Source organism: Neisseria sp. WLZKY-1 (genome assembly GCF_046546535.1).
GTDB lineage: Bacteria > Pseudomonadota > Gammaproteobacteria > Burkholderiales > Neisseriaceae > Neisseria.
On the sequence record NZ_JBKGTW010000001.1, the window covers coordinates 59,702 to 77,781 of the forward strand.

31 protein-coding genes are annotated in these 18,080 nt (G+C 58.1%); 2 read left to right on the top strand and 29 right to left on the bottom strand.

All coding sequences use genetic code 11. The features are described from left to right. The first annotated feature begins 6 nt into the window (after window positions 1-6). Both ACLD9W_RS00335 and ACLD9W_RS00340 read left to right on the top strand, forming a co-directional pair. Window positions 7-183 carry a hypothetical protein gene (locus ACLD9W_RS00335; RefSeq protein ID WP_410840155.1) on the top strand — a complete coding sequence of 59 codons (177 nt, stop codon included), beginning with the start codon at window positions 7-9 and terminating at the stop codon, window positions 181-183. A gap of 342 nt (window positions 184-525) precedes the next feature. Beyond that, window positions 526-750 carry a hypothetical protein gene (locus ACLD9W_RS00340; protein ID WP_410840156.1) on the top strand — a complete coding sequence of 75 codons (225 nt, stop codon included), beginning with the start codon at window positions 526-528 and terminating at the stop codon, window positions 748-750. A gap of 29 nt (window positions 751-779) precedes the next feature. Here the strand turns inward: ACLD9W_RS00340 and ACLD9W_RS00345 are convergent, their stop codons facing one another. From ACLD9W_RS00345 to ACLD9W_RS00485, 29 genes are all read right to left on the bottom strand, one after another. Further along, a complete protein-coding gene (locus ACLD9W_RS00345) occupies window positions 780-1,532 on the bottom strand; it encodes a hypothetical protein (protein ID WP_410840157.1) in 753 nt (250 codons plus the stop codon). Window positions 1,533-1,535: 3 nt separating this feature from the next. Beyond that, complete coding sequence (locus tag ACLD9W_RS00350) at window positions 1,536-2,009, bottom strand: hypothetical protein (protein WP_410840158.1); 474 nt, start codon at window positions 2,007-2,009, stop codon at window positions 1,536-1,538. After that, window positions 2,006-2,455, bottom strand: coding sequence for a phage virion morphogenesis protein (locus tag ACLD9W_RS00355; RefSeq protein ID WP_410840159.1), 450 nt, complete (start codon window positions 2,453-2,455; stop codon window positions 2,006-2,008). The genes ACLD9W_RS00350 and ACLD9W_RS00355 overlap by 4 nt, the downstream gene beginning before the upstream one ends. Next, window positions 2,433-2,834: a phage protein Gp36 family protein gene (locus ACLD9W_RS00360; RefSeq protein WP_410840160.1), complete on the bottom strand. Its 402-nt coding sequence runs from the start codon at window positions 2,832-2,834 to the stop codon at window positions 2,433-2,435. Before ACLD9W_RS00360 ends, ACLD9W_RS00355 begins: the two co-directional genes overlap by 23 nt. Before the next feature lie 57 nt (window positions 2,835-2,891). Next, window positions 2,892-3,881, bottom strand: coding sequence for a major capsid protein (locus ACLD9W_RS00365; RefSeq protein ID WP_410840161.1), 990 nt, complete (start codon window positions 3,879-3,881; stop codon window positions 2,892-2,894). A 56-nt stretch (window positions 3,882-3,937) separates the two neighbouring features. Beyond that, window positions 3,938-4,270 carry an oxaloacetate decarboxylase alpha chain gene (locus tag ACLD9W_RS00370; RefSeq protein ID WP_410840162.1) on the bottom strand — a complete coding sequence of 111 codons (333 nt, stop codon included), beginning with the start codon at window positions 4,268-4,270 and terminating at the stop codon, window positions 3,938-3,940. Next, complete coding sequence (locus ACLD9W_RS00375) at window positions 4,263-5,192, bottom strand: hypothetical protein (RefSeq protein ID WP_410840163.1); 930 nt, start codon at window positions 5,190-5,192, stop codon at window positions 4,263-4,265. Before ACLD9W_RS00375 ends, ACLD9W_RS00370 begins: the two co-directional genes overlap by 8 nt. Window positions 5,193-5,510: 318 nt before the next feature. Continuing rightward, complete coding sequence (locus tag ACLD9W_RS00380; RefSeq protein ID WP_410840164.1) at window positions 5,511-5,771, bottom strand: hypothetical protein; 261 nt, start codon at window positions 5,769-5,771, stop codon at window positions 5,511-5,513. Between the two features lie 3 nt (window positions 5,772-5,774). After that, window positions 5,775-7,520 carry a phage minor head protein gene (locus ACLD9W_RS00385; protein ID WP_410840165.1) on the bottom strand — a complete coding sequence of 582 codons (1,746 nt, stop codon included), beginning with the start codon at window positions 7,518-7,520 and terminating at the stop codon, window positions 5,775-5,777. Continuing rightward, entirely contained in the window at window positions 7,510-8,952 is a 1,443-nt protein-coding gene (locus tag ACLD9W_RS00390; protein WP_410840166.1) for a DUF935 family protein, read from the bottom strand. The genes ACLD9W_RS00385 and ACLD9W_RS00390 overlap by 11 nt, the downstream gene beginning before the upstream one ends. 9 nt (window positions 8,953-8,961) lie before the next feature. Then, on the bottom strand, window positions 8,962-10,614 hold the full coding sequence (terL, locus tag ACLD9W_RS00395; protein WP_410840167.1) for a phage terminase large subunit: 1,653 nt from the start codon (window positions 10,612-10,614) through the stop codon (window positions 8,962-8,964). Between the two features lie 2 nt (window positions 10,615-10,616). Continuing rightward, complete coding sequence (locus ACLD9W_RS00400) at window positions 10,617-11,120, bottom strand: DUF1804 family protein (RefSeq protein WP_410840168.1); 504 nt, start codon at window positions 11,118-11,120, stop codon at window positions 10,617-10,619. A 1-nt stretch (window position 11,121) separates the two neighbouring features. Then, entirely contained in the window at window positions 11,122-11,325 is a 204-nt protein-coding gene (locus tag ACLD9W_RS00405; protein WP_410840169.1) for a hypothetical protein, read from the bottom strand. 5 nt (window positions 11,326-11,330) lie between these two features. Then, window positions 11,331-11,597 (bottom strand): hypothetical protein, encoded by a 267-nt coding sequence (locus tag ACLD9W_RS00410; RefSeq protein ID WP_410840170.1) that lies wholly within the window; start codon window positions 11,595-11,597, stop codon window positions 11,331-11,333. Window position 11,598: 1 nt separating this feature from the next. Further along, window positions 11,599-11,943 carry a hypothetical protein gene (locus ACLD9W_RS00415; protein ID WP_410840171.1) on the bottom strand — a complete coding sequence of 115 codons (345 nt, stop codon included), beginning with the start codon at window positions 11,941-11,943 and terminating at the stop codon, window positions 11,599-11,601. Further along, complete coding sequence (locus ACLD9W_RS00420; protein ID WP_410840172.1) at window positions 11,940-12,125, bottom strand: hypothetical protein; 186 nt, start codon at window positions 12,123-12,125, stop codon at window positions 11,940-11,942. The genes ACLD9W_RS00415 and ACLD9W_RS00420 overlap by 4 nt, the downstream gene beginning before the upstream one ends. Window positions 12,126-12,144: 19 nt before the next feature. After that, window positions 12,145-12,525: a hypothetical protein gene (locus ACLD9W_RS00425; protein WP_410840173.1), complete on the bottom strand. Its 381-nt coding sequence runs from the start codon at window positions 12,523-12,525 to the stop codon at window positions 12,145-12,147. Continuing rightward, window positions 12,518-12,769, bottom strand: coding sequence for a hypothetical protein (locus tag ACLD9W_RS00430; protein ID WP_410840174.1), 252 nt, complete (start codon window positions 12,767-12,769; stop codon window positions 12,518-12,520). The genes ACLD9W_RS00425 and ACLD9W_RS00430 overlap by 8 nt, the downstream gene beginning before the upstream one ends. Then, entirely contained in the window at window positions 12,766-12,948 is a 183-nt protein-coding gene (locus ACLD9W_RS00435) for a hypothetical protein (protein ID WP_410840175.1), read from the bottom strand. Before ACLD9W_RS00435 ends, ACLD9W_RS00430 begins: the two co-directional genes overlap by 4 nt. Before the next feature lie 9 nt (window positions 12,949-12,957). Continuing rightward, a complete protein-coding gene (locus tag ACLD9W_RS00440; protein WP_410840176.1) occupies window positions 12,958-13,461 on the bottom strand; it encodes a glycoside hydrolase family 108 protein in 504 nt (167 codons plus the stop codon). 149 nt (window positions 13,462-13,610) lie between these two features. Continuing rightward, entirely contained in the window at window positions 13,611-14,126 is a 516-nt protein-coding gene (locus ACLD9W_RS00445; RefSeq protein ID WP_410840177.1) for a Mor transcription activator family protein, read from the bottom strand. A gap of 1 nt (window position 14,127) precedes the next feature. Continuing rightward, window positions 14,128-14,544, bottom strand: a complete 417-nt coding sequence (locus ACLD9W_RS00450; protein WP_410840178.1) for a gp16 family protein — start codon at window positions 14,542-14,544, stop codon at window positions 14,128-14,130. A 174-nt stretch (window positions 14,545-14,718) separates the two neighbouring features. After that, on the bottom strand, window positions 14,719-14,901 hold the full coding sequence (locus tag ACLD9W_RS00455) for a hypothetical protein (RefSeq protein WP_410840179.1): 183 nt from the start codon (window positions 14,899-14,901) through the stop codon (window positions 14,719-14,721). Between the two features lie 86 nt (window positions 14,902-14,987). After that, the gene (locus ACLD9W_RS00460; protein ID WP_410840180.1) at window positions 14,988-15,200 is read right to left on the bottom strand and encodes a helix-turn-helix domain-containing protein; all 213 of its coding nucleotides are present in this window, start codon (window positions 15,198-15,200) and stop codon (window positions 14,988-14,990) included. Further along, complete coding sequence (locus tag ACLD9W_RS00465) at window positions 15,197-15,535, bottom strand: DUF1870 family protein (protein WP_410840181.1); 339 nt, start codon at window positions 15,533-15,535, stop codon at window positions 15,197-15,199. The genes ACLD9W_RS00460 and ACLD9W_RS00465 overlap by 4 nt, the downstream gene beginning before the upstream one ends. A gap of 29 nt (window positions 15,536-15,564) precedes the next feature. Continuing rightward, window positions 15,565-16,506, bottom strand: a complete 942-nt coding sequence (locus ACLD9W_RS00470; protein WP_410840182.1) for a tyrosine-type recombinase/integrase — start codon at window positions 16,504-16,506, stop codon at window positions 15,565-15,567. Window positions 16,507-16,561: 55 nt separating this feature from the next. Then, window positions 16,562-16,930 (bottom strand): hypothetical protein, encoded by a 369-nt coding sequence (locus tag ACLD9W_RS00475; RefSeq protein WP_410840183.1) that lies wholly within the window; start codon window positions 16,928-16,930, stop codon window positions 16,562-16,564. Window positions 16,931-17,130: 200 nt separating this feature from the next. Next, window positions 17,131-17,319 (bottom strand): hypothetical protein, encoded by a 189-nt coding sequence (locus ACLD9W_RS00480; RefSeq protein WP_410840184.1) that lies wholly within the window; start codon window positions 17,317-17,319, stop codon window positions 17,131-17,133. Between the two features lie 3 nt (window positions 17,320-17,322). After that, a complete protein-coding gene (locus ACLD9W_RS00485) occupies window positions 17,323-17,952 on the bottom strand; it encodes a Rha family transcriptional regulator (protein WP_410840185.1) in 630 nt (209 codons plus the stop codon). Window positions 17,953-18,080 lie beyond the last annotated feature (128 nt).

Sequence of the window (18,080 nt, forward strand, 5' to 3'; positions counted from 1 at the left end):
GGTAAGATGGGATATGTTTTGTTTTTTCTGTTTGCCGCGTCTCTGCTGGCCAACCGGCGGACCATGCCGGCTGTGCCGCGCCGCAAACGGGAGTGGAGCGTCATGCAGCTGCTCCTGACCTCCGCCGCGGTGCTGTCGGCCGCACTCTTGGCGGCGGCGGTGCTGGCACATTGGCCGCGTTAAACACGTTTGAAAAAATACAAAAAGGCCGTCTGAATCATCGGTTTCAGACGGCCTTTGGCTTTGTTTTTTTTGCAAAATGCTTGACTTTTATTTTAGTTATAACTAAAATACACCCATTGAGATTAAGAACTTCCAAATAGAAATCCCGCTGCGGACACAGCGGGAAATCCGAAAAAGAAAGGAGGTGATGAAAATGGATAAGTTCTTAATCTTGTTGATTTTGTTACTGGTATCGTCAAATGCTTGGTAATAAAATCAGTTGATTAACCTAAACTGGGGCGGGGCTAAGGAGACCGCCCCTACTCCTAACTTTCAAACCATCTTAACCGAAAGGACAAAACCGTGTCAAACCCCTCCCCCGAAGCCAAAAAACGCTACGCCCAAACCGCCACCGCCATCAACAAAGCCAAGTTGAAAAGCGGCGAATACCGCCGTTTGAGCATTCAGGCCAAAGCTGCCGAAATGGACGTTATCGACGCGGCCATTGCCGAAGCGGGCGGCAGCCGCACCCAAGCCCTTTTGAAAATCTGCCGCGAGTGGATGGAGGGGCAAGGAAAGGCCGTCTGAAACATACAGACGGCCTTTCCGTTTATGCCTTACTTGTACACCTCAAAAGTATACGGCGCAGTGTTGCCGTCGGCCAGTACCGCCGTACCTTTGAAGGAGGCGGTGTTGAAGTCGTCTTTGAACCAGTCGAAGTCGCCGTCGGCGGCCAGTTTGGCGCAGGGGATGCGCAGGATGCCGTTTTCGCCGGTGACGGTGTTGGTGCCGTCGACGATGATTTCCCACTCCAGCTCGCTGACGGCGGCGGCGTCGATTTTGTAGCCGCCCGATGCGCGGGTTTTGTAGGACACTTTGAGCTTCACGCCGTCGGGCAGCGGGGCGTTGGCGGCGAGGGCAATCAGGCCGGGGGCGGCGGTGACGGTGTACTGTGCGGCGTCGACTGCGCTGTCGTTGTCGGCTTTTTTAACGGTGACGGTGGCGGGGTCGATGTTGCCGTGGGCCAGTTTGTAGCCCTGGCCGCGTTTGCCGATAACGATGATTTCGTCGGTCACGGTGACGGCGGCGGCGGGGATGATGGCGGCCGCACCCATCATGGCGGCGGCAAGGTTGTCTTTGTCGAAGGTGTCCAGTTCCAGCGAGATTTCTACCGGTTTGGGTGTTTTGATGATGTCGAGCGCCTGACCGTGCGTGTCTTTGCGGCGGCTGACGCGCTCTTTGGTGTCGGCGCTGTGCGAGGTTTTGAGGGCGGTGGTGTTGCCGAGGTCGTAAAAGCCGCTGTCTTTTTCGCGGCGGTTGCGCACTTGTACCGTACCGGCAAACTTGAAGCCGTGGTCTTCGGTTCTCATGGTTTATCTCCTGTTGAGGGTGGTAATGACGCTTGTTTCAAAGCGCAGGGGAAAAAAGGCGTAGCCTTCGTCGTAGGTAATCGGCAGGGCGGCACGGGCGGAAAAGGGGGTGGCGGTGAGGCTTTTGCCGTCGCCGTTTTTCGGCACGAAACCCTGTAAGGCGCGGATGATGGCGGTGAGGGTTTCGCCGACGCCGTCTTGTCCGTACTGCATTTTGTTGGGGGTGTACTGCCGCTTGGCGAGGATGACGCTGAAACTCAGCTTTAAGGCGAGGTTGGCGGCGTTGCCTGCGGTTTCGCCGGGGGTGAAGCCGTCAAAAACGAGGTATACCGCGCCGTCGTCGGGGCGGATTTTGCGGTCGGCGGCGAGGGCTTCGAGGTCGGGGGCTTCCAGCACCCGTTTCACGCCGGGGACGCCCGCAAGCCGTTCCAGCAGGGCGGGATAACAGGCAAGGATGTTGTCGGTATAAGGAGTCATGTTTTGCTCCATGTTTTTTCCAGCCAGTCGGTGAGCGATTGACGGATGTCTTGGCGGTCTTGCCTGGACAGGCCGAAGATGGGGCGGGCGGCCATATGGCGGGTGCCGGTTTGGTGGTACTGCGCGTAAAGCTGCGGCGTGCCGGCCACGGCCATGCGTTCGTTGGCAAAGCTGGTGAGGCTGGCTTTTAAGTCGCCACGGTCAACCAGTATGCTGCCGCGCGTTTTGCCGTTCCTGCCGGTTTTGGCGCGAACAGTGGCGGGTTTCAAACCTGCCCACAAGCTGCCGTCGGGGGCGGTTTTGGTGTTAAAACGCTTGCGGGTGCTGTTTTCCAGCAGGTCGGCAATGCGCGTCATCGGGCGGGTGAGGTCGCCGTTTAAGGCGCGGTAGAGCGCGTTGAGGTGTTCCTGCACTTCGGGCAGTTCAGAATCGACGGTTAAGCGCATCAAAGTCCTCCGCTTGGTTGGGGATGACGCCATAAGGTGATGCGGCGGCGCGGGCGGCCGCTTCGGGTTCGTCGCCGCCGAGCATCTTCGGGTTGCGGACTAAGGTTTGAAACCACGCCACGGCGGCTTTGTAGCGCTTGTCGACAATATCGATATCTCTGTCCTGATGCAGGTAGTAGCGGGCGATGTCGCAGATTTTGAGGACGAGGACGCGCGGCACGGGGGAAAAAGGCCGTCTGAAACCGGCAGCGGCCAGATAGCCTGCGGCTTCGGCCTGTGCGTCTTCGATGGCGCGGGAAAGGGTGTCTTCGCTGCCGTCGGTGAGCGAATCGATTTCCTCCGCGCCGAAGCGTTGTTCCATGTCTTGGCGGGTAATCACAGGTTTTCTCCATAAGGCCGTCTGAAAGCCGTTGTGCGCTTTCAGACGGCCTTTGCCTTACTTCATCGCCAGTGTGCAGACCAGTTCGGGACGCATCACCAGCGGCAGGGGGTTGGACTGCATATGCAGGCTCCAGCCTTTGTCGTGGAGCAGCTTCTCGCGGCTGGCGTAGTACGGTAGGGCGATGGTGTTCACAGTCTGATTCATGTCGGCGGGGGCGAAGAACTCCATGTACAGGCGCGGCGAGAGAGGCAGCAGAACGGCTTTGCCCGCTTCGATGCCGGCGCGGTTTTTGCCGAAGTCGCCGTCGTACTGGATGAATTTGATGCCGTTGTGCTCGAACTCCACGCGGTTGATGTCGGCTTCGCGGTACAGCGCGCCGTCGCGGTAGCGTTCGTACCAGTGCTGCACTTTCGGATGGTATTTCAAGGCCATCATAAATTCGGGCGAGCACAGGGCAACGTAGCCGGACACCGCCGCGCCTTTGAGCAGTTTGCGTTGGGCGGTGACGGTTTCGTCGATGACGCGGCCGACTTCAGTGGCGGCGTTGGCAAGGTCAAACTCGTAGGTTTTGCGGCTCAGGCCGAAGGCTTTGTAGATGTCGACGATTTCCGTGCCGTCGGCATCCAGCACTTTGCCCAAGAGGGCGCCCAGCTGCATATGCTCGCGCGTCATTTCCAACGACAGTTTGCCGTCGGCCAGTTTTTCTTCCACCTTCTGCGCCACGGTTTCGGCCTGTGTGCCGCCGAAGGCGCGGACGTTCTGCACATCGTCGGCGCGGACGACGTCGTTGACCGACAGGTGCGGGATTTTGAAGTTGTAGGCGCTGCGGGTTTTGTCGGCAATGCCGCCGCCTTCCGTGCCGCGCGGGGTGGTGTTGATGAGTTTCAGCGTGCCGTCCTGCACTTCGACGTCGACATGGGTGGTGGTCAGACAGCGTTGTTGGAAGATGGAAAGGTCACGAACTTGCGTGGGCGTGACGGGTAGGTGGTTTATCTCTTCGGTGAGGGCGCGGACGCCGAATCTGCTTTCAGAGGATAAGGGCATGGTTTTTCCTTTGTGTGTTTTGGGGTGAGGCCGCCTGAAAGCAGACGGCCTGCCGTTTAGGCTGTCGGCGTGCCCTGATAGACGATGCCGTAGGGGTCGCCGTCTTTTTTCAGGCCTTCAAGGTTGCCGCCGGTGGAGGCTGCGGCGTTGACGTCGGACTCTTTGACAAGAGACAGGTCAATCACGCAGTTGTGCGGCTGCACCAGCACTTTGCCGTCGGCCTCGTCGGTGAGTGCCAAGAGCTTCTTGCCGTCGCGCAGCGGGGCGTCGACAAAGGTGCCTGCCTTCGTGCCTTTGGGTGCGGTAACGGCAACGCGGGTCAACGGCGTGGCCTCGTACTTCAAAAACGCGCCGGTCACGGGGCGCAGGGTTTCGACCAGATTAGACATAGTGTGCTCCTTTGTTTAAAGAACTTGTGCCGGTGGCGGCCGACAGCTTCGCGCCGCCTTCTTCGGCTGCTTTGCCGCCTTCGCTGTCGGACAGCAGCGCGGCGGGGACGGGGGCTTTTTCCTGCGGTTTGGGTGCGATATCGGCAATCACGGCGTCCAGTGAGGCGGGGTCGGCGGCCAAGAGCACGGCATAGGTGGCGTCGGAGAGGCCGGAGAATTTGCCATCTTCGCCCTTTTTAAAGCCTGCGGCGGCCAGTTTCGCGTCCGTCTCGGCCTTCTGTTTGGACTGTTGCAGCTCGGCCTTTTCGGCTTCGAGGGCGGAAAGTTTCTTTTCCATCTCATCGAACTTGGCCTGGTCTTCGGGGGATAAAGACATGGTGTTTTCCTTTTCGGGTTGGGTTGGGGTGGCAAAGCCGCTCAATGCGGCGGCATGGGTCTGCGCGTCGACACCGACGGCGGTAAACGACACTTCGCGGATGGTGCAGCCGCGCATAATCATCATCGGGCCGGTAACGGTTTGGCCGTTTACCTGCACCGACGCACCGGCAGACAGCTCCTCGATGCGCTCTGCTTGGACGTAAGCCGACATTTCCCACGGAAAGCCCGCGTCCGATTCCTGCGCCACGGCCTGCCCGTGGGCGTTGTCCAGCAGCACGCCGTCGGCTTTGAGGCCGTCCGGAACAACGGACAGCGTGCACACGCCCGCCCGCTGCCCGCCGTCGTGTTCGATGAGGACGGCGGTTTTGTCTTTCAGGCGGATGCCGTCAAAGTCGACAACCATCTGATAGCTGCCGTAGCCGAAGGGGCGGCCGCTGTTGGCGATGCCGGAGAAGCGGCGCGGCGCGTCTCCGGCAAGCGGGGCAATCTGCCACTGCGCGCCTTCGGAGAGGCGCAAATCGAGGGTGGGGGTTTTCTTGTTCATGCCGCCATTATCGCGGCGGCCTTGTGCGCGGGCAGTGCGTCCCGCTTCACTACAAAGTGGGGCACGCCAACCGTGGTCATTATCTCCACGGTTGCGCAAACGCCGCCGCGCAAACGAAAAAAACGCCGTTTCGGCAAAATGCGCGAAAACGGCGTTTTAAAGGGGTTTGCTGCTTCGGGTATGGTAAGTTATAGGCGCGGGGGCGTTCGGCAATCCTGCGCGATTTTAAACGGGGTTTAAACGGGGTTTTGCAATGCGGGCGTCGGCAGGGATGTGAAAAACCCGCCGCAGGGGCGGGTTTGGGCGCTTGCGGAGGGATCAGTCCCGTCTGTACATAGCGGCCACTTTGTCCCACAGGGTGTTGTAAGTGCCGATATTGTATTTTTTGTACACCTCAATCTGCGCCGACGAGAAGCGGCTGGCTTTGTCTAGGCTGTCGGCAGTCCAGCTTTTGCCTGCGGCAGCCTCTGCATCCCTTGCCAGCATATCCTCTTCCGATACTCCGGCGATATCGAGTATTTCCTGCCAGTGTTTGCCCGCCTCTTCTTTGGTTAGGGCGTAATATCCTTTGTCTTCCATAATTCAGCCTATCGCGCTTAATTGCACTACGGCGGCATTTTGCGGCAATTCCGTTACCTCTTCAAGGGTTATTTCGGTTATTTCCCCCTTCTTCTCTTTTCTGATAACCCGATAAACCGTGTTGCGCGGCATCAGGATTTCCGACTCGTGGCCGTAGCGGGACAGGTTCTGGACATCTACGCCTGATTTCCCTGTAATGAAAATTCTAATGTCCATATCCTTGCCAAACGCCCCATTTTTCTTGGCGGCGCTGACAAAGTTGCTGTAACGCACGTAGCTTCCCGCCTCATGCGCCGCCATAAAGGCCTCGGCATTATGCAACTTGGCCGAATCTATCATGCGTATGGTATCACCGGCACGCTTGGGCGCTTTCTCCAAAAACCGATCCAAAGCGCGGACAAGTTGCAGCATGTAGGGGTTACGGATGGCGGACAGGTCGCCCTTGTTGAGAAACAGCTCCTTGTTGACATCGCTGCCGCCGACGGTGGTATAGGCGAAAGCGGCCAGCCGGTCGCCGAAGTCCGTATCGCCGTATTTCTTCATCAGCGTCGGCATCAATTCGTTCATTACGTCGAAGTCGGAGGGTGAGAAAACCTCGCCGCCCAATTCCGTCATGGCTTCGATTTTTCGTTTTTCATACTGCGCCGCCGTCATCTCCGACAGGGAAACGCCGCCTTTGCCGTATTCCAGCAGATAGTATCGCCCGTTCTGTTCCACCGCTTCCGCCGCACCGGCTTTGCCCGGCGGAATTTTGCCGATTTGCTCCCCGCGCCCTGCGTTGGCATAAACAAAACCCTGCGGGTCGGACAGGCCGCCTTTATTGGCGGCAAGCGTCAGGTTTGGCGACACGCCGATAAAGTTCGGGCGGATTATTTTGCTTTGCACATATGCATCCGTTTGTTTCGCTACGCGGTTGGCAAACGCCATGCCATGTTTGGCGGCGGCTAGTTCGCGCAATGCGCCTATCCGGTCGCCGTGGCTGTGGGCGAAGCTCGGGGTGATGTCGGCGGGGATGCGGACGACCTGCCCCGTGCGCGGGTTGGTCACTTCCACCGTTTTGATGTCGGGCGTGTCGTTCAGACGGCCTTTTTTGCTGTTTTCGATTTGCTCGGGCGTGAAGGCGTCGGGGTCGGCTTCGATGTCTTCGGCACGCTCGCGCAGGGCTTGTTTTTCGGTAAGCTGGACGACGCCGCACAGGCAGCCGTAGCCGTTGGGCGGGAATATCTGTTTCCACAATTCGTGCTCCACCGGCAGGATAAGGTTGTAATAGCGCTTGTGCGCCTCGCGCCGCTCGCCTGCCACGCTGGGCAGGTATTTGAGATAGGGCAGCTCTTCCTTGGCCGCCTGCACGCGCATCCACTGTCCGGCCGCATGGGCGGTTTGAAAATTGGTGTGAAAAATGGTGCGCAGGCGGCGGGTGCTGCCCAGCTGCACGGTTTTGGCCACGCCGTCCACGGGGTCGACCATGACCGATTCGCCCCACCAGCCGCGCGCCATCAGATAGGGTTTGAGCTGCTTTTGAAAGGTGTGCCAGCCTGTGCCGTTGGCAACCGCCGCTTCCACGGCCGCCTTGGTTTCGGCCAGTATATCGGCGTCCATCATCTTGGCCACGGTAAAGGCGACGGCGTGTTCGTACAGCCAGACGTCGTAGTGCGAGAAACCGGGCAGCAGCTTTTTGCTTTTGAGAAAATCGAGGGCGGCGCGGTCGATGAGGGTGTTGAAGCGGATTTGCACCCCTTTATTTTCCATGTTCCATCCCCTCGGCAAACGCGCGTACCGATTCGCCGACCAGTCTGTCGACCAGCAGCAAATCGCCCTCGGACAAGTCCATGCCGTTTAAGGCCGTCTGAAAGGCTTCGTAGCCGTCGGCTTCGGCCAGGGCGGCGAGGATGGCGGCGATTTTCGGCTGCATAACGGCGCGGTCGGCGGCTTCGGTGGGGGAGAGGCCGTCTGAATGCGTATCGGACAGGCGCACGGATAAAGCGGACAAAGCGCGGCTTTCAGACGGCCTTGCGGGCGTTTCGGCCAGTTCGTAATGCTCCGGCTCGAAGCCCAGCACTTTTTCGTAATAATCCCCGGTGAATCTGATATAGCCCATGTCGGCGTAGATTTTGTCGCGCTCCGCCCGTGCTTTGTCGACCTTGATTTCTTCGTCGAACTCAAACCACAGCCCGCCTTTGTGTTTTACCGGCACGCCCCACTGCTCGTTGACCATGACCAGCGCGTCCACGGCGTGCTGCACGGCCAGCGACAGCAGGGTCAGATAGGCTTCGATGCGGTCTTGCCGCGCGTTTTCTTCGGTTTGCTGCGCCGCCCTGCTGCCGCTGTTCAAATCGGCGGTTTTGACCTTGCCCAACAGCAGCTTTTGGATGCGGGCGTTGGCCAGCCGCTCGATTTCGGCAAAGGCGGTGCCGGTGGCGGGGTTGGTGAGCATCTCGATGCTGTCTTCGGTGTCGATGGTGGCCGCGCCGCCGTTGAGCAGGCTGTATACCGTGCCGACGTTGTCGCTGCCGCCGCCGTTGGTGTATTTGCCGATCAGATAGGGCTGGCCGTAGCGTTTGATAAATTGGTAGGCATACTGGATGCCCTGTTTGCGCAGGGCGACGGCGGGATACAGCCGCGCCACGGTCATCTCGCCTGCGGGATTCTTGGCCGTAGGGCGGTTGGCGAGAAACAGGTGCAATACGGTGGTATCAATGGTTTCTTCGCCGTTTTCGCCGTTGTATTTGAGCGTGCCGTCGCGCTGCGGCCGGTATTTTTCCAACTCGTCGCGCCGGTCGCGCAGCATGTCCAGCGTGATAAAGCCGTCTTCTTCGACCTTCCACACATAGCGGCCGACGGCATAGCCGTTGAGCCGCGCGGTCAGCACTATCTCGACAAACGCGCCCAAATGGCGGCGGATACAGCGGTAGATGCGGTCGGTCTGCGCGTCGTCCGTGCCGTCGCCATACAGCCGCCAGCCGCTGGCCATCATCGCCGTGCGCAGGTCTTCCTTGCAGCTTTCCACCTCGTCGTCGGAGGAAACGGCGGCAAACACCTGTTCGCGGCTCAAGCCCAAACGGTCGAGCAGTTCGTCACTGCTTTCCGATGAGCCGAAACTGTTCAGCGCGGCTGCGGTATCCGCTACCAGCGTTTTCAACTCTTGTTTTACGGCTTTGTCTTTCTTGTTTTTTTTCGACATGGGATGTCCTTAGAAACTGTCCGAAAAAGACGGATCGGGCAAATCGATTGCCCGCCGCACCTCCTGCGCGCGGCTGCCGCTGGTTGCCAGCATCCACAGCATATGCAGCGCGTCGGGGCCGTCGTCGTGGGTGGCATCGGGGAACTCCCGCAACTGTTCAATCAATACACGCTGTTCCGGCAACAGTTTGATAAATCCGTTGGCAAAATGCGGTTGGATACTTTCAATTCTCATCACTTTTTCTGCGCTCGGTTTGACTCCACGCGCAGGAACATGCGCCCCTTGTTTTGCCGCCTCTTTAATCAGTTCGTCTTTGAAAAATTCTTGAAACTGGACGGTCTCGATGACCCACAGCAAGCAGCCGTATTGCTTTTGCAGTCTGATGACGTCCTGAATAATCAGGCTCGGCACACGTTTCTTGATGGATGCCTCCACAACAAACAGCGTGCCGGTGGCGCGTTGGTAGCCGCCAACAAGAATGGCGGACGGATCAGTGCCTTTGCCCTGTTTGCCCAGTGAAGGATCAACCGCACCAAAATACACGACATCATGCGGCAGAGTGCGGTAATAACAGTTGTCCAAATAATCAGCAAAAATCGCATTTTCGGGATTGCCCGGCTGATTTTGATATTCACAGTTAAAAACATGGATACCGTCGCGGGCGCGGATTTTCATCAGGGCGAGCAGCGGTCGTTTGCTCCAGCTCACTTCGCTGCCTTCCAACATTGCCGCTTCGTTTGCTTCGTAAAACGCCTGAGCCGCCTTTTCGTTGGCGCGGTTTTCTTTCGGCGTGTTACGGTAGATGTTTTCCCATTCCGCCCACAAATCCATATTGACAGGCCACTTCATGATGGCGGAAAAGCGCACACTGCGCCAAAACGGATTTTTCAACACCCGAGCCAATACGCTGTCCAAACATAAAATCGTACCGACATACAAAATGTCGCACTTCGCACCCGCGCCGCCCAAAGGATTGATGACACTGCCTATCCACTTGGTCAGTTTGTCGCGCAGGCGGATGTTTTCGGTGTGTTTTTCATTTTCCAAATCGTCGAGATAGACCGCATCGGGGCGCACCTCGCCTTTTTTCGCGCCGCGGATGCCCTGTCCCGCGCCATAGGCTTTAAATTGGTTGTTTTGGCGGGTTCGGATTTCACCGATACGCCATACTTGCCCCTGCCCGCAGACTTCGGGAAAGTCCAACTGCAACGCGGGATTGTCGGTCAGTTCGGTTTTGATGGCTTCGACGATGGCGTCAGCTTGGTCTTCGGTGTCGGACACGATGACGGTATTGTGTTTGGCATTGCGCACTTCGCGCCAAAGGGAAAACGCCTGTACGGTCAGCGATGTTTTCGCTTCGCCGCGCGATGCCGCACAACCCTGCAAGACCGATTCCGGTTCTTTTTCGATTTCGGGCAGCTCTGTGTATGCCCATGTATGGAAAACAGATTCGCTGTCGTCGGGGAAATAATGCGGCAGATAAGTCTTGCAGAAAAAACGGAAAGCCTCGGGCGTACACTGCATCACTTTGGCGCGACGCTCGGCAATATCCGCAGGTGCGGCAGACAATCCGATATCCGCCGCATTGATGCGCCGGTTGATGTCTGCCCGGATTGCGGACATTCTGGCGCGCAGTTCGGATTGGCTCAATTTTCCCTGCATGATTAAAACTCTTTCTCGATGACGGTTTGAAAGCCTTGTAGTACCTCATCAAACGCAGCCAACATATCGGGATGCCGGTCGGCAATATAGGAAAACAGTTTTTCGATGACTTTAATGGCAACCGCAGATTCCTGTATTTCGGGCAATACCCGCTTGTTTGCCGCCACGGTCTTGGTAAACGCGTCGGACAGACTCGCCAACAGTTTGGCGCGCTCGGACGGCATCAGCTCCTCGACCGACGTGTCCTGCAACATCGTCATCGTCGATTGGTACTGCACCAAAAAACCCGCCAGCAGCGAGCGGCTCAAGTCTTCGATGCCGCCGCCCGCCAAGGTGTAGGCAGCACGCACTTTGTCCCAATCGTCGCCTTGCTCCTTGGCGGCACGTTTCCAGCTACGGGCGGTAGCTGTCGGGATTTCGCACATCGTCGCAGCGATTTCGAGCGTCTGCCCGTCGCTGACGTACAGTCTGCGCAGCTTTTCGCGGGTTTCTGCGGGGTGTGCCATGTCAGACTCCCAGTTTGGCGCGCAGCAGCTCCCAGAAGGTAGAGACGATGACGCCGCCGAGGCCGCCGTACACGGCCGCCGTGCGTTTCACGTCTTTGCGGATTTGCTGCAACTCCACGTCCATTTCGGCCTGGTTTTTCAACAGGTCGTCCTGCTTGGCTTCGATGCGCGCCAGTGCGGCGAGGATAGGGTCTTTGTTTTCCATAATGTTTAGCTCTTGTCTGCTTTGTGGTCGATTTTGTCGGCCAGTTTGTCGATCTTGTTTTCCAAGCGGTAGAGGGCGTCGGTGACGGTTTTGCGGTCGGCCTCGGCCTCTTTTTTCGTGGCGTAGGCCAGCTTGACGTCGTGCAGCTGTTCTTTGAGCCGCTCGGTGCGGGCTTCGGACTCTTTCAGACGGCCTGATATGCCGTTGACCCAAAACCAGCCGGCCGCCGTCGCCAGCCCCCACAGGGTTTTGAAGGCGAATTCAAAGTCCATTTCACGCCTCCTTGAACAGGATGCGGCAGGAGAAGCCCTGCGGCACAAGGCTGTGCACAGCCAGAACCGGCCGCGCATCGCAGACGGAAAACTCAACATCGAAGTACACAGACAACGCCTGTTTTACTGCCTGATAAAGGTCTTTAAACCCGCCGTCATCGGTTTCAATGTTAAAGGTCGTCCGAAAATCCCTGTCCATCTTCACAACATAGACCGCCTGCGCCGCATCCAGCACACGGGACACGCCCTCGATAAAGGAACGCTGCTCGCGGGCGCGGGATAAGCCCATTTCCAAATCGGCGGCCTTCACGGCGATGGCGCGGGCAACCAAATCCTGATAGTTCATCGCGCCGCCTCCGCTTTGAGGCCGTCTGAAACCCACTGCCGCCACGCGGCGTTCTGCGCTTCCAGCGTTTTCACATACGCGCCGAAGCGGGCGGCGTGCTTCAACAGGGCGGCGGGCGTACCCGCTGCGGGCGGCGCGGGGCGCACGGGCGTATCCATCAGCGCGGCGGGCACGGTCGGCATTACCGGCACTTCCACCGTTTCAATAACCGAGGGCGCGCTTGTAGAGGCGCAGGCTGTCAGCACCAAGGCCGTTAAAAGCACCGCCTTCTTTCTGTAAAACATCGGGGATTTCCTTTTCAACAGAGGCCGTCTGAACGTCGATTTTTCGGCGGGCATCGGCCAGTTCGGCATTGAGCCGTTCGGCGCGCGCCGCTTCTTTTTCACGTTCGGCCTGCACTTCTTTCACTCTGGCGATATAGGCCTGCGCCGAGGCGGCGGCCTGCTTGTGCCACTGGCCGACAATGCGCGTCTTTTCCGCTTCGCCTTCGAGGGCGGCGCGGCTGTAGCCTGCGTGATACGCGCCGACGACGGCCAGCAGGGCGGCAAAGGCCAAACCGCAGCGGACAGGCAGGCTATTCATCGCCCGCCTCCTTGTCGCGCACGATTTGCGCCACCTGCGGCACGGCGGCAATGCCGCGCTTAATCAGGGCATAGCCGCCGACCATCGCGCCGTATGCCCACCAAGCCCATTCGGGCGCGTCGGGCATCGCGGCAAATTTCCAAGTCATGACGCCTGCGGCCACGTTCGCCCACAACTTGGTGTGCGAGATTTGGCCGGTGGCGGGGTTGCTGATAAGGCCGGCAAGCCATTTGAGCAGTTTCATGACCGGCGCACCTTTCTGCGCCGTGCCGCGCGTTTGGCCGCCGCCACGCCGCTTTTGCCGCGTTTCAGGCTCGGATGTTGGCGCAGGGCGGCCACGCGCGGCGGCGAAATGCGGATGCTGTCGGGAAAACTGCGGTCAGCCAGCAGAGACAGGCATAGGGCTGTGAGTATCTTTTTCATCGCGCCTCCTCAATCCGCGTTGTCCGCGGCCGCGTGTTGCAGGTTTTGCGCCACGCGCCGCATCCAACCCTTGCCGAAGGTCGGGAAGGCGCTTAATTTGGTAAAGAAAACAATGCGCTCGGCGTTAAAGCGCAGCAGCAGATCGTTTTCCGGCATGCCGTTGACGGCGGCCAGGGTAATGTCGCCGATCACGCCGTCGTCGGCCACGCCTGCGGCGCGTTGCAGCATGCGGGCGGCGTTGCCGTAGCCGTGGTTGATGCAGGCGTCGAGAAACTGGAAGGCGACGGCCTCGGGCATCTCGGCGGCACGGTAGCGCTGCCAAAAGGCTTTGCGGTAAATCTCTACAGCCTGCGCGCGGGTCATATCACGCATTGCACCCGCGTAGCCGTTGGCGCGGGCGGTGCGCAGGGTGATGCCGTGGTTGGTTTCGCCGCCCGGGTCTTGCGGGTGATTAACGTAGCCACCCTCATGGGCGAGTACGCGGTCGATAAAAGCGGGTAATCTGTCTGCCATTTCAAACCTTTCAAAACTTTTTCAGTCAGGCCTGCATTTTCCCGCGCGGGGGCGGAACGGCTGCACGGCGGCGCTTCACTGCCTGCCGCCGCCCGGACGGCAGGCAAAAGAAAGCCCATGCAAAAGCATGGGCGGAAAGCTGTATGAAATTAAAAAAGCGCGGCTTGGACGGCGGTTTCGGGGGTTTTGTCCGGCTGTTTGAGGATGTACCAAATCCGCCGCTGTGTCAGGTTGTGCGCCAGTGCCAGCGAGCGGGTGGCCTGTTGTGCGGTGAGGCGGTATCTGTCCCGCCCCGTCAGTTCGTCGAACTGGCGGCGGATATAGCGGTCGCGCAGTTCCAATATTGCGCCTTCGCACTTCGGCAGCCAGAGGCTGCGCTGCGCGGCGTAGACGCGGCCGAGACGGGCAGCCACTTCGTCGCCCACCTCGTCGGCCAGCATGGCGTGCAGCAGCTTCCCCGCTTTGGTTTGGTTTTTGCCGATGGGAAAATGGGTGCCGCCGTAACGCTTGATAAGGGCAAAGGCCGCTTCCAAACCCGCCACCTGAATCATGCCCAGCACGCTTTCCGGCAACAGGTGGCGGATGTCGGCAAAATCCGCCTCCGTCATGGAAAAATCACGCGGCGGCAGGCAGGCGCCGCCGGTAAATCCGTATTCCTCCCGCATTTCAAGCCCCTTTCTGCTTGCGGTTGGCGGCAATCTGCAAAGCCGCTACCAGCCTGCGCAACTGGTCGTTGTCCAAATACTCCACCTTGTCGCGTTGAAACATCCGTTTGGCCATCGCATGGGCGTAGTTCCAGTGATAGCCGCCGTCGGCCAGCAGCGCTTCGATTTTATCCATCAGCGGCGCGGCGGCCGTGCGGCGCAGGTGCGGCTTGCCGTATTTGTCTTTGGCGGTGGTTCTCGGGGTAAAACCGAAGCGCACCATCTCGGCGAGTACGGCCTCCAGCTCCCCGGTATCCATCGCCGCGCAGGAGTTTTTACCCGTTACGCGCAGCAGCATGGCGCGGTAGGCCTCGTCGGCCATACCCAATTCCTTCTGGGCGATTTTGATTTTGGCGATCAGCGCGTTCCTGCTTTTCATACACACCCCCCGTTTTACTATATGTTGTAAAAATAATGCCTTATTATACAGTAAAAATACTATATGTAGTATTTTAAGCGTTTGTTCGGGAAATAAAAAAGGCCGTCTGAAACCCTTGTTTTTCGGGTTTCAGACGGCCTCTGTATCAAAAAAAGCCCCTTGCGGGGCTTCTGCTTATAACTTTCCAATCACAGTCAGGGCGGCAGCTACGGCGGTGACCAAGCCCGTTGCAATCATAATCGGATACCATCTTGCTTCGGCATTGATTTTGGCCGATTCGGCAATCAGCTTAGCAATTTCTGCATCCACTTTTCTCAATTGAGCCTGTTTCATTTCCGTATCCAAAAGTTTGTTCATTTCAAGTTCCTTTTAGGTTGTTCGGGCTTGCACCTTGCTTCCCGATGAGCTGCATTATACGCGATATTTTCGCGCAGTCAAGTGTTTTATTCCTCTTTTTTCAGGCTTTCCAACAGCTTTACCCATTTGCGGTGCGGCATGCCGCTGTGGTCTTTGCTGTGTACGTCGGCCTCCCAGTTTTGCACGGTGCGCAGGGCGGTATCCGTGCGTTTGCCCACCTCGGTTTGCGTCAGGCCGTGGATGCCGCGCAGGTGGCGCAGGTTGGCGGGCGTGTAGCCGGTTTCGGGGTAGTCTGTCATTCCTCTGCCTCCTGCACGGCGATGCCCATCGCGGCGGCTTCGGCGGCCACGGAGGACAACAGCCGCCGTTGCGGCAGGGTGTCGGCGGGCGGCATCTGCCAAACGGAGGGACGCTTATCGGCCAACTCGGAGACGATGCGCTGTCTCTCGTCAATCAGTGCGGCCAAATTGTCGGCCACTTCCTGCGGTATCGCCGCTTCGCCTTTTTCCCATCTGTTCCACGCCCGCTCGGACACGCCTTCGGGGCGGGTGGCGGTGCAGGCGACATTTTTCGCGGCCTCCAATACGGTTAAAAACAATAGGCGGCGGTACCGTTCGATTTGTTTGGCTTGCATGGTGTATCCCAAATTTTGCAGACAGGCCATTATATCAAGCCCCTGCCCGCCGCACGCCATTTGTCTACCTCATCGGCGTACCACGCCATCAGGCAGCGGCGCTCATCCATATAGGCGGCCTTGTTGTACACACCGCGCACGCCGGGGATGGTGTGCGACAGTTGCAGCTCAATGGCGTCCACAGACCACAGCCCGCTCTCATGGGCATGGGTGGAAAACACCTTACGCAGGCCGTGCAGGGTCATGCGGTCGCGCCATTTGGCCTGCGTAATAACTTGCAGCGGGCGGTGTCCGCCGATGCCGCCGAACAGCAACGGGCTGTCGATACCACACGCACGCCGCTCCGCCAGCCAATCTTGCAGCATGGCGCATACCTGCGGTGACAGCGGCACGGTGTGGGGCTTGCGGTTTTTCATGCGGGCAGCGGGGATAGTCCATTCGGCGGCGGAAAAATCCAACTCGTCCACGGCGGCATTGACCGCTTCGCCGCGCCTCACGGCGGTGTAGACAATCAGCCAAAACGCGGTTACGGCGGCTTTGTCCAATGTGACCCTGTTGTCCACCGCGCCCAAAAACGCAGGCATTTGTTTGGGTGCGATATGGTTAAATCCCTTGTACTGATAGGGCGTCAGCACAATACCCAAGCCGTCCGCAGGGTTGCTGTCGCACAGCCCTTTGGCCTTGGCGTAGCGGTATACACCGCTAATCACTTGGAGCAGGCGGCGCGACTGTGACGGGGCGGCCGCCTGAAAATCCAGCACGCAGTCAATAATCTGCTGCGGTTTTACCCTGTCTATCCGCAGGCTGCCGATGCGGGGATAAACCCACAAATCAAAGCGGGAGCGGGTGTATTTTTGGACGTGGGCGCAGCAGTTGGCTAAGGCAATGTCCAAATAATCGTTGGCAACCGCCCGAAAGGTCGGCTTGGAAAACCGCTGAAACAGCGAATACAGAGTTGATTTGATGCGCATCTGATGCTCCTTAAAGGAGAAGCGGGCTTGCCTGATGCTGCCCGCTGTCTGTTTTCTATTTTTCAATCTCTCCAAACGCTTCTTCAAGCGCTGCGATGTCCGCTCTTGCCTGGTATTCCAAGTCATAACCTCCGGCTTGGCGCAAGACTTCATAAACCGCATCCCAACCATGCTTTTCCGCATAGGTTTCGGCAATCCTGTCCTTGTGTTCGATACCTGCGATGCAGTCTTCCCACCAATCGAAATTTGCCTGACTGGTTTCATACACAAGGCCGAGTTCCTCATCGTCCACCGCCTTGAATTGGCAGCTTGTATCTTTTCCAAAACCGTCATGATTGCCGATTAAATCGGCTACCCAGTTGCATCCGTTTGCGTAGATTGCCAAGGTTTCGATTTCGCCTGTTTCGATAATTCGTACTTGCATTTCATATTCCTTTTTGGTTGTTCGGGCTTGCACCTTGCTTCCCGATGAGTTGTATTATACGCGATATTTTCGCGTAGTCAAATATTTTTTGCATTTTGTGAAAATAAAAAAAGGCCGTCTGAAACTCGAAAAATCAGGTTTCAGACGGCCTTTGCGCCGTTTGTCCAACTGTAACCATCGTGGTTACAGTTGGCCGGGCTTTATTTCGCAGCCTGCCAAACCGCGTTGCGCAGCAGTCCGCCTTTTTCAACGGCGGTCAGGGCGAGGGATTGGAAGCCGGTATGCAAATCTTCCAGCTGGTCTTCATAATCGGCCAGCAGCTCGAGGGTGAACAGGCAGAAATCGAGGGCGACCAGCTCTTTTGTGGTGAGGGTGACGGTGATATCCACGACTCAACCCTCCATCGGCAGGGACATCTGCAAAGCGGCAAACGCCTGTTTTTGGCGCAGGGCGGCCATGCCGAGGCGGCCGCGTTCGGCCAGAACTTCGGACGGCCTATAATCGCACAGCCCCAGCGCGGCGGCCTTTTTGAGGCGTTCGCGCACGGTCTGCGGCGAGATGCCCAGCAGGAGGGCGGCTTCGGTCTGCTTCAAACCCGCGTCGCGGTAGCGCAAGAGGTCGGCCATTTGGGGATTGTCGTCCAGATAGGCTTGGCGCAGGCGTTCGAGCGCGGCGGCATCGATGGCGGGCTGCGCTTCGCGGCGGCAGATTTCCGCTTCGAGGCGGTTGAAGGCTTCGATGTATTTTTCCTTCCACTGCGCCGCCTGCGCGCCGGTAAAGCCCATGCAGAGGAAGACAAAGCCGTCGCGGGTGATTTCGTAGAACGGATTAGGCTTTCCATTCTGTAAGGGGTTGTTTTTATAGCAAAGCGCAAAATTGCGCTCTGCAAAATCGGGAGAGCATTCAAGATTATGGATGGCTTTTAAAACATCTTTATGCTTTTTGCCGAAGTGGTTGGAAATAGCGAGGGAGGTGGTGATGAGACGGTTGCCGGAATGGCGCACCAAAGGTTGTGATGACATTGTGCAATCCTTTTTCAGAGGAAGTTTTGAAGAATGCCCATAAGGGCGGCTGGGTGCTGAAAACCGTTACACAAGCGGCGGAGTTATTTCCCTTTCGGGTGTTTTATTCCTCGCACACCCAGCCATAA

Coding starts and splice junctions, on each gene's coding strand:
- ACLD9W_RS00335 (WP_410840155.1), top strand. CDS start 7: ATGGGATATGTTTTGTTTTTTCTGTTTGCCGCGTCTCTGCTGGCCAAC.
- ACLD9W_RS00375 (WP_410840163.1), bottom strand. CDS start 5,192: ATGAACAAGAAAACCCCCACCCTCGATTTGCGCCTCTCCGAAGGCGCG.
- ACLD9W_RS00400 (WP_410840168.1), bottom strand. CDS start 11,120: ATGGCACACCCCGCAGAAACCCGCGAAAAGCTGCGCAGACTGTACGTC.
- ACLD9W_RS00355 (WP_410840159.1), bottom strand. CDS start 2,455: ATGCGCTTAACCGTCGATTCTGAACTGCCCGAAGTGCAGGAACACCTC.
- ACLD9W_RS00425 (WP_410840173.1), bottom strand. CDS start 12,525: ATGAATAGCCTGCCTGTCCGCTGCGGTTTGGCCTTTGCCGCCCTGCTG.
- ACLD9W_RS00430 (WP_410840174.1), bottom strand. CDS start 12,769: ATGAAACTGCTCAAATGGCTTGCCGGCCTTATCAGCAACCCCGCCACC.
- terL (WP_410840167.1), bottom strand. CDS start 10,614: ATGCAGGGAAAATTGAGCCAATCCGAACTGCGCGCCAGAATGTCCGCA.
- ACLD9W_RS00445 (WP_410840177.1), bottom strand. CDS start 14,126: ATGCGGGAGGAATACGGATTTACCGGCGGCGCCTGCCTGCCGCCGCGT.
- ACLD9W_RS00435 (WP_410840175.1), bottom strand. CDS start 12,948: ATGAAAAAGATACTCACAGCCCTATGCCTGTCTCTGCTGGCTGACCGC.
- ACLD9W_RS00405 (WP_410840169.1), bottom strand. CDS start 11,325: ATGGAAAACAAAGACCCTATCCTCGCCGCACTGGCGCGCATCGAAGCC.
- ACLD9W_RS00370 (WP_410840162.1), bottom strand. CDS start 4,270: ATGTCTAATCTGGTCGAAACCCTGCGCCCCGTGACCGGCGCGTTTTTG.
- ACLD9W_RS00470 (WP_410840182.1), bottom strand. CDS start 16,506: ATGCGCATCAAATCAACTCTGTATTCGCTGTTTCAGCGGTTTTCCAAG.
- ACLD9W_RS00380 (WP_410840164.1), bottom strand. CDS start 5,771: ATGGAAGACAAAGGATATTACGCCCTAACCAAAGAAGAGGCGGGCAAA.
- ACLD9W_RS00345 (WP_410840157.1), bottom strand. CDS start 1,532: ATGAGAACCGAAGACCACGGCTTCAAGTTTGCCGGTACGGTACAAGTG.
- ACLD9W_RS00460 (WP_410840180.1), bottom strand. CDS start 15,200: ATGACAGACTACCCCGAAACCGGCTACACGCCCGCCAACCTGCGCCAC.
- ACLD9W_RS00465 (WP_410840181.1), bottom strand. CDS start 15,535: ATGCAAGCCAAACAAATCGAACGGTACCGCCGCCTATTGTTTTTAACC.
- ACLD9W_RS00415 (WP_410840171.1), bottom strand. CDS start 11,943: ATGAACTATCAGGATTTGGTTGCCCGCGCCATCGCCGTGAAGGCCGCC.
- ACLD9W_RS00385 (WP_410840165.1), bottom strand. CDS start 7,520: ATGGAAAATAAAGGGGTGCAAATCCGCTTCAACACCCTCATCGACCGC.
- ACLD9W_RS00410 (WP_410840170.1), bottom strand. CDS start 11,597: ATGGACTTTGAATTCGCCTTCAAAACCCTGTGGGGGCTGGCGACGGCG.
- ACLD9W_RS00365 (WP_410840161.1), bottom strand. CDS start 3,881: ATGCCCTTATCCTCTGAAAGCAGATTCGGCGTCCGCGCCCTCACCGAA.
- ACLD9W_RS00485 (WP_410840185.1), bottom strand. CDS start 17,952: ATGTCATCACAACCTTTGGTGCGCCATTCCGGCAACCGTCTCATCACC.
- ACLD9W_RS00350 (WP_410840158.1), bottom strand. CDS start 2,009: ATGACTCCTTATACCGACAACATCCTTGCCTGTTATCCCGCCCTGCTG.
- ACLD9W_RS00390 (WP_410840166.1), bottom strand. CDS start 8,952: ATGTCGAAAAAAAACAAGAAAGACAAAGCCGTAAAACAAGAGTTGAAA.
- ACLD9W_RS00440 (WP_410840176.1), bottom strand. CDS start 13,461: ATGGCAGACAGATTACCCGCTTTTATCGACCGCGTACTCGCCCATGAG.
- ACLD9W_RS00475 (WP_410840183.1), bottom strand. CDS start 16,930: ATGCAAGTACGAATTATCGAAACAGGCGAAATCGAAACCTTGGCAATC.
- ACLD9W_RS00450 (WP_410840178.1), bottom strand. CDS start 14,544: ATGAAAAGCAGGAACGCGCTGATCGCCAAAATCAAAATCGCCCAGAAG.
- ACLD9W_RS00455 (WP_410840179.1), bottom strand. CDS start 14,901: ATGAACAAACTTTTGGATACGGAAATGAAACAGGCTCAATTGAGAAAA.
- ACLD9W_RS00420 (WP_410840172.1), bottom strand. CDS start 12,125: ATGCCGACCGTGCCCGCCGCGCTGATGGATACGCCCGTGCGCCCCGCG.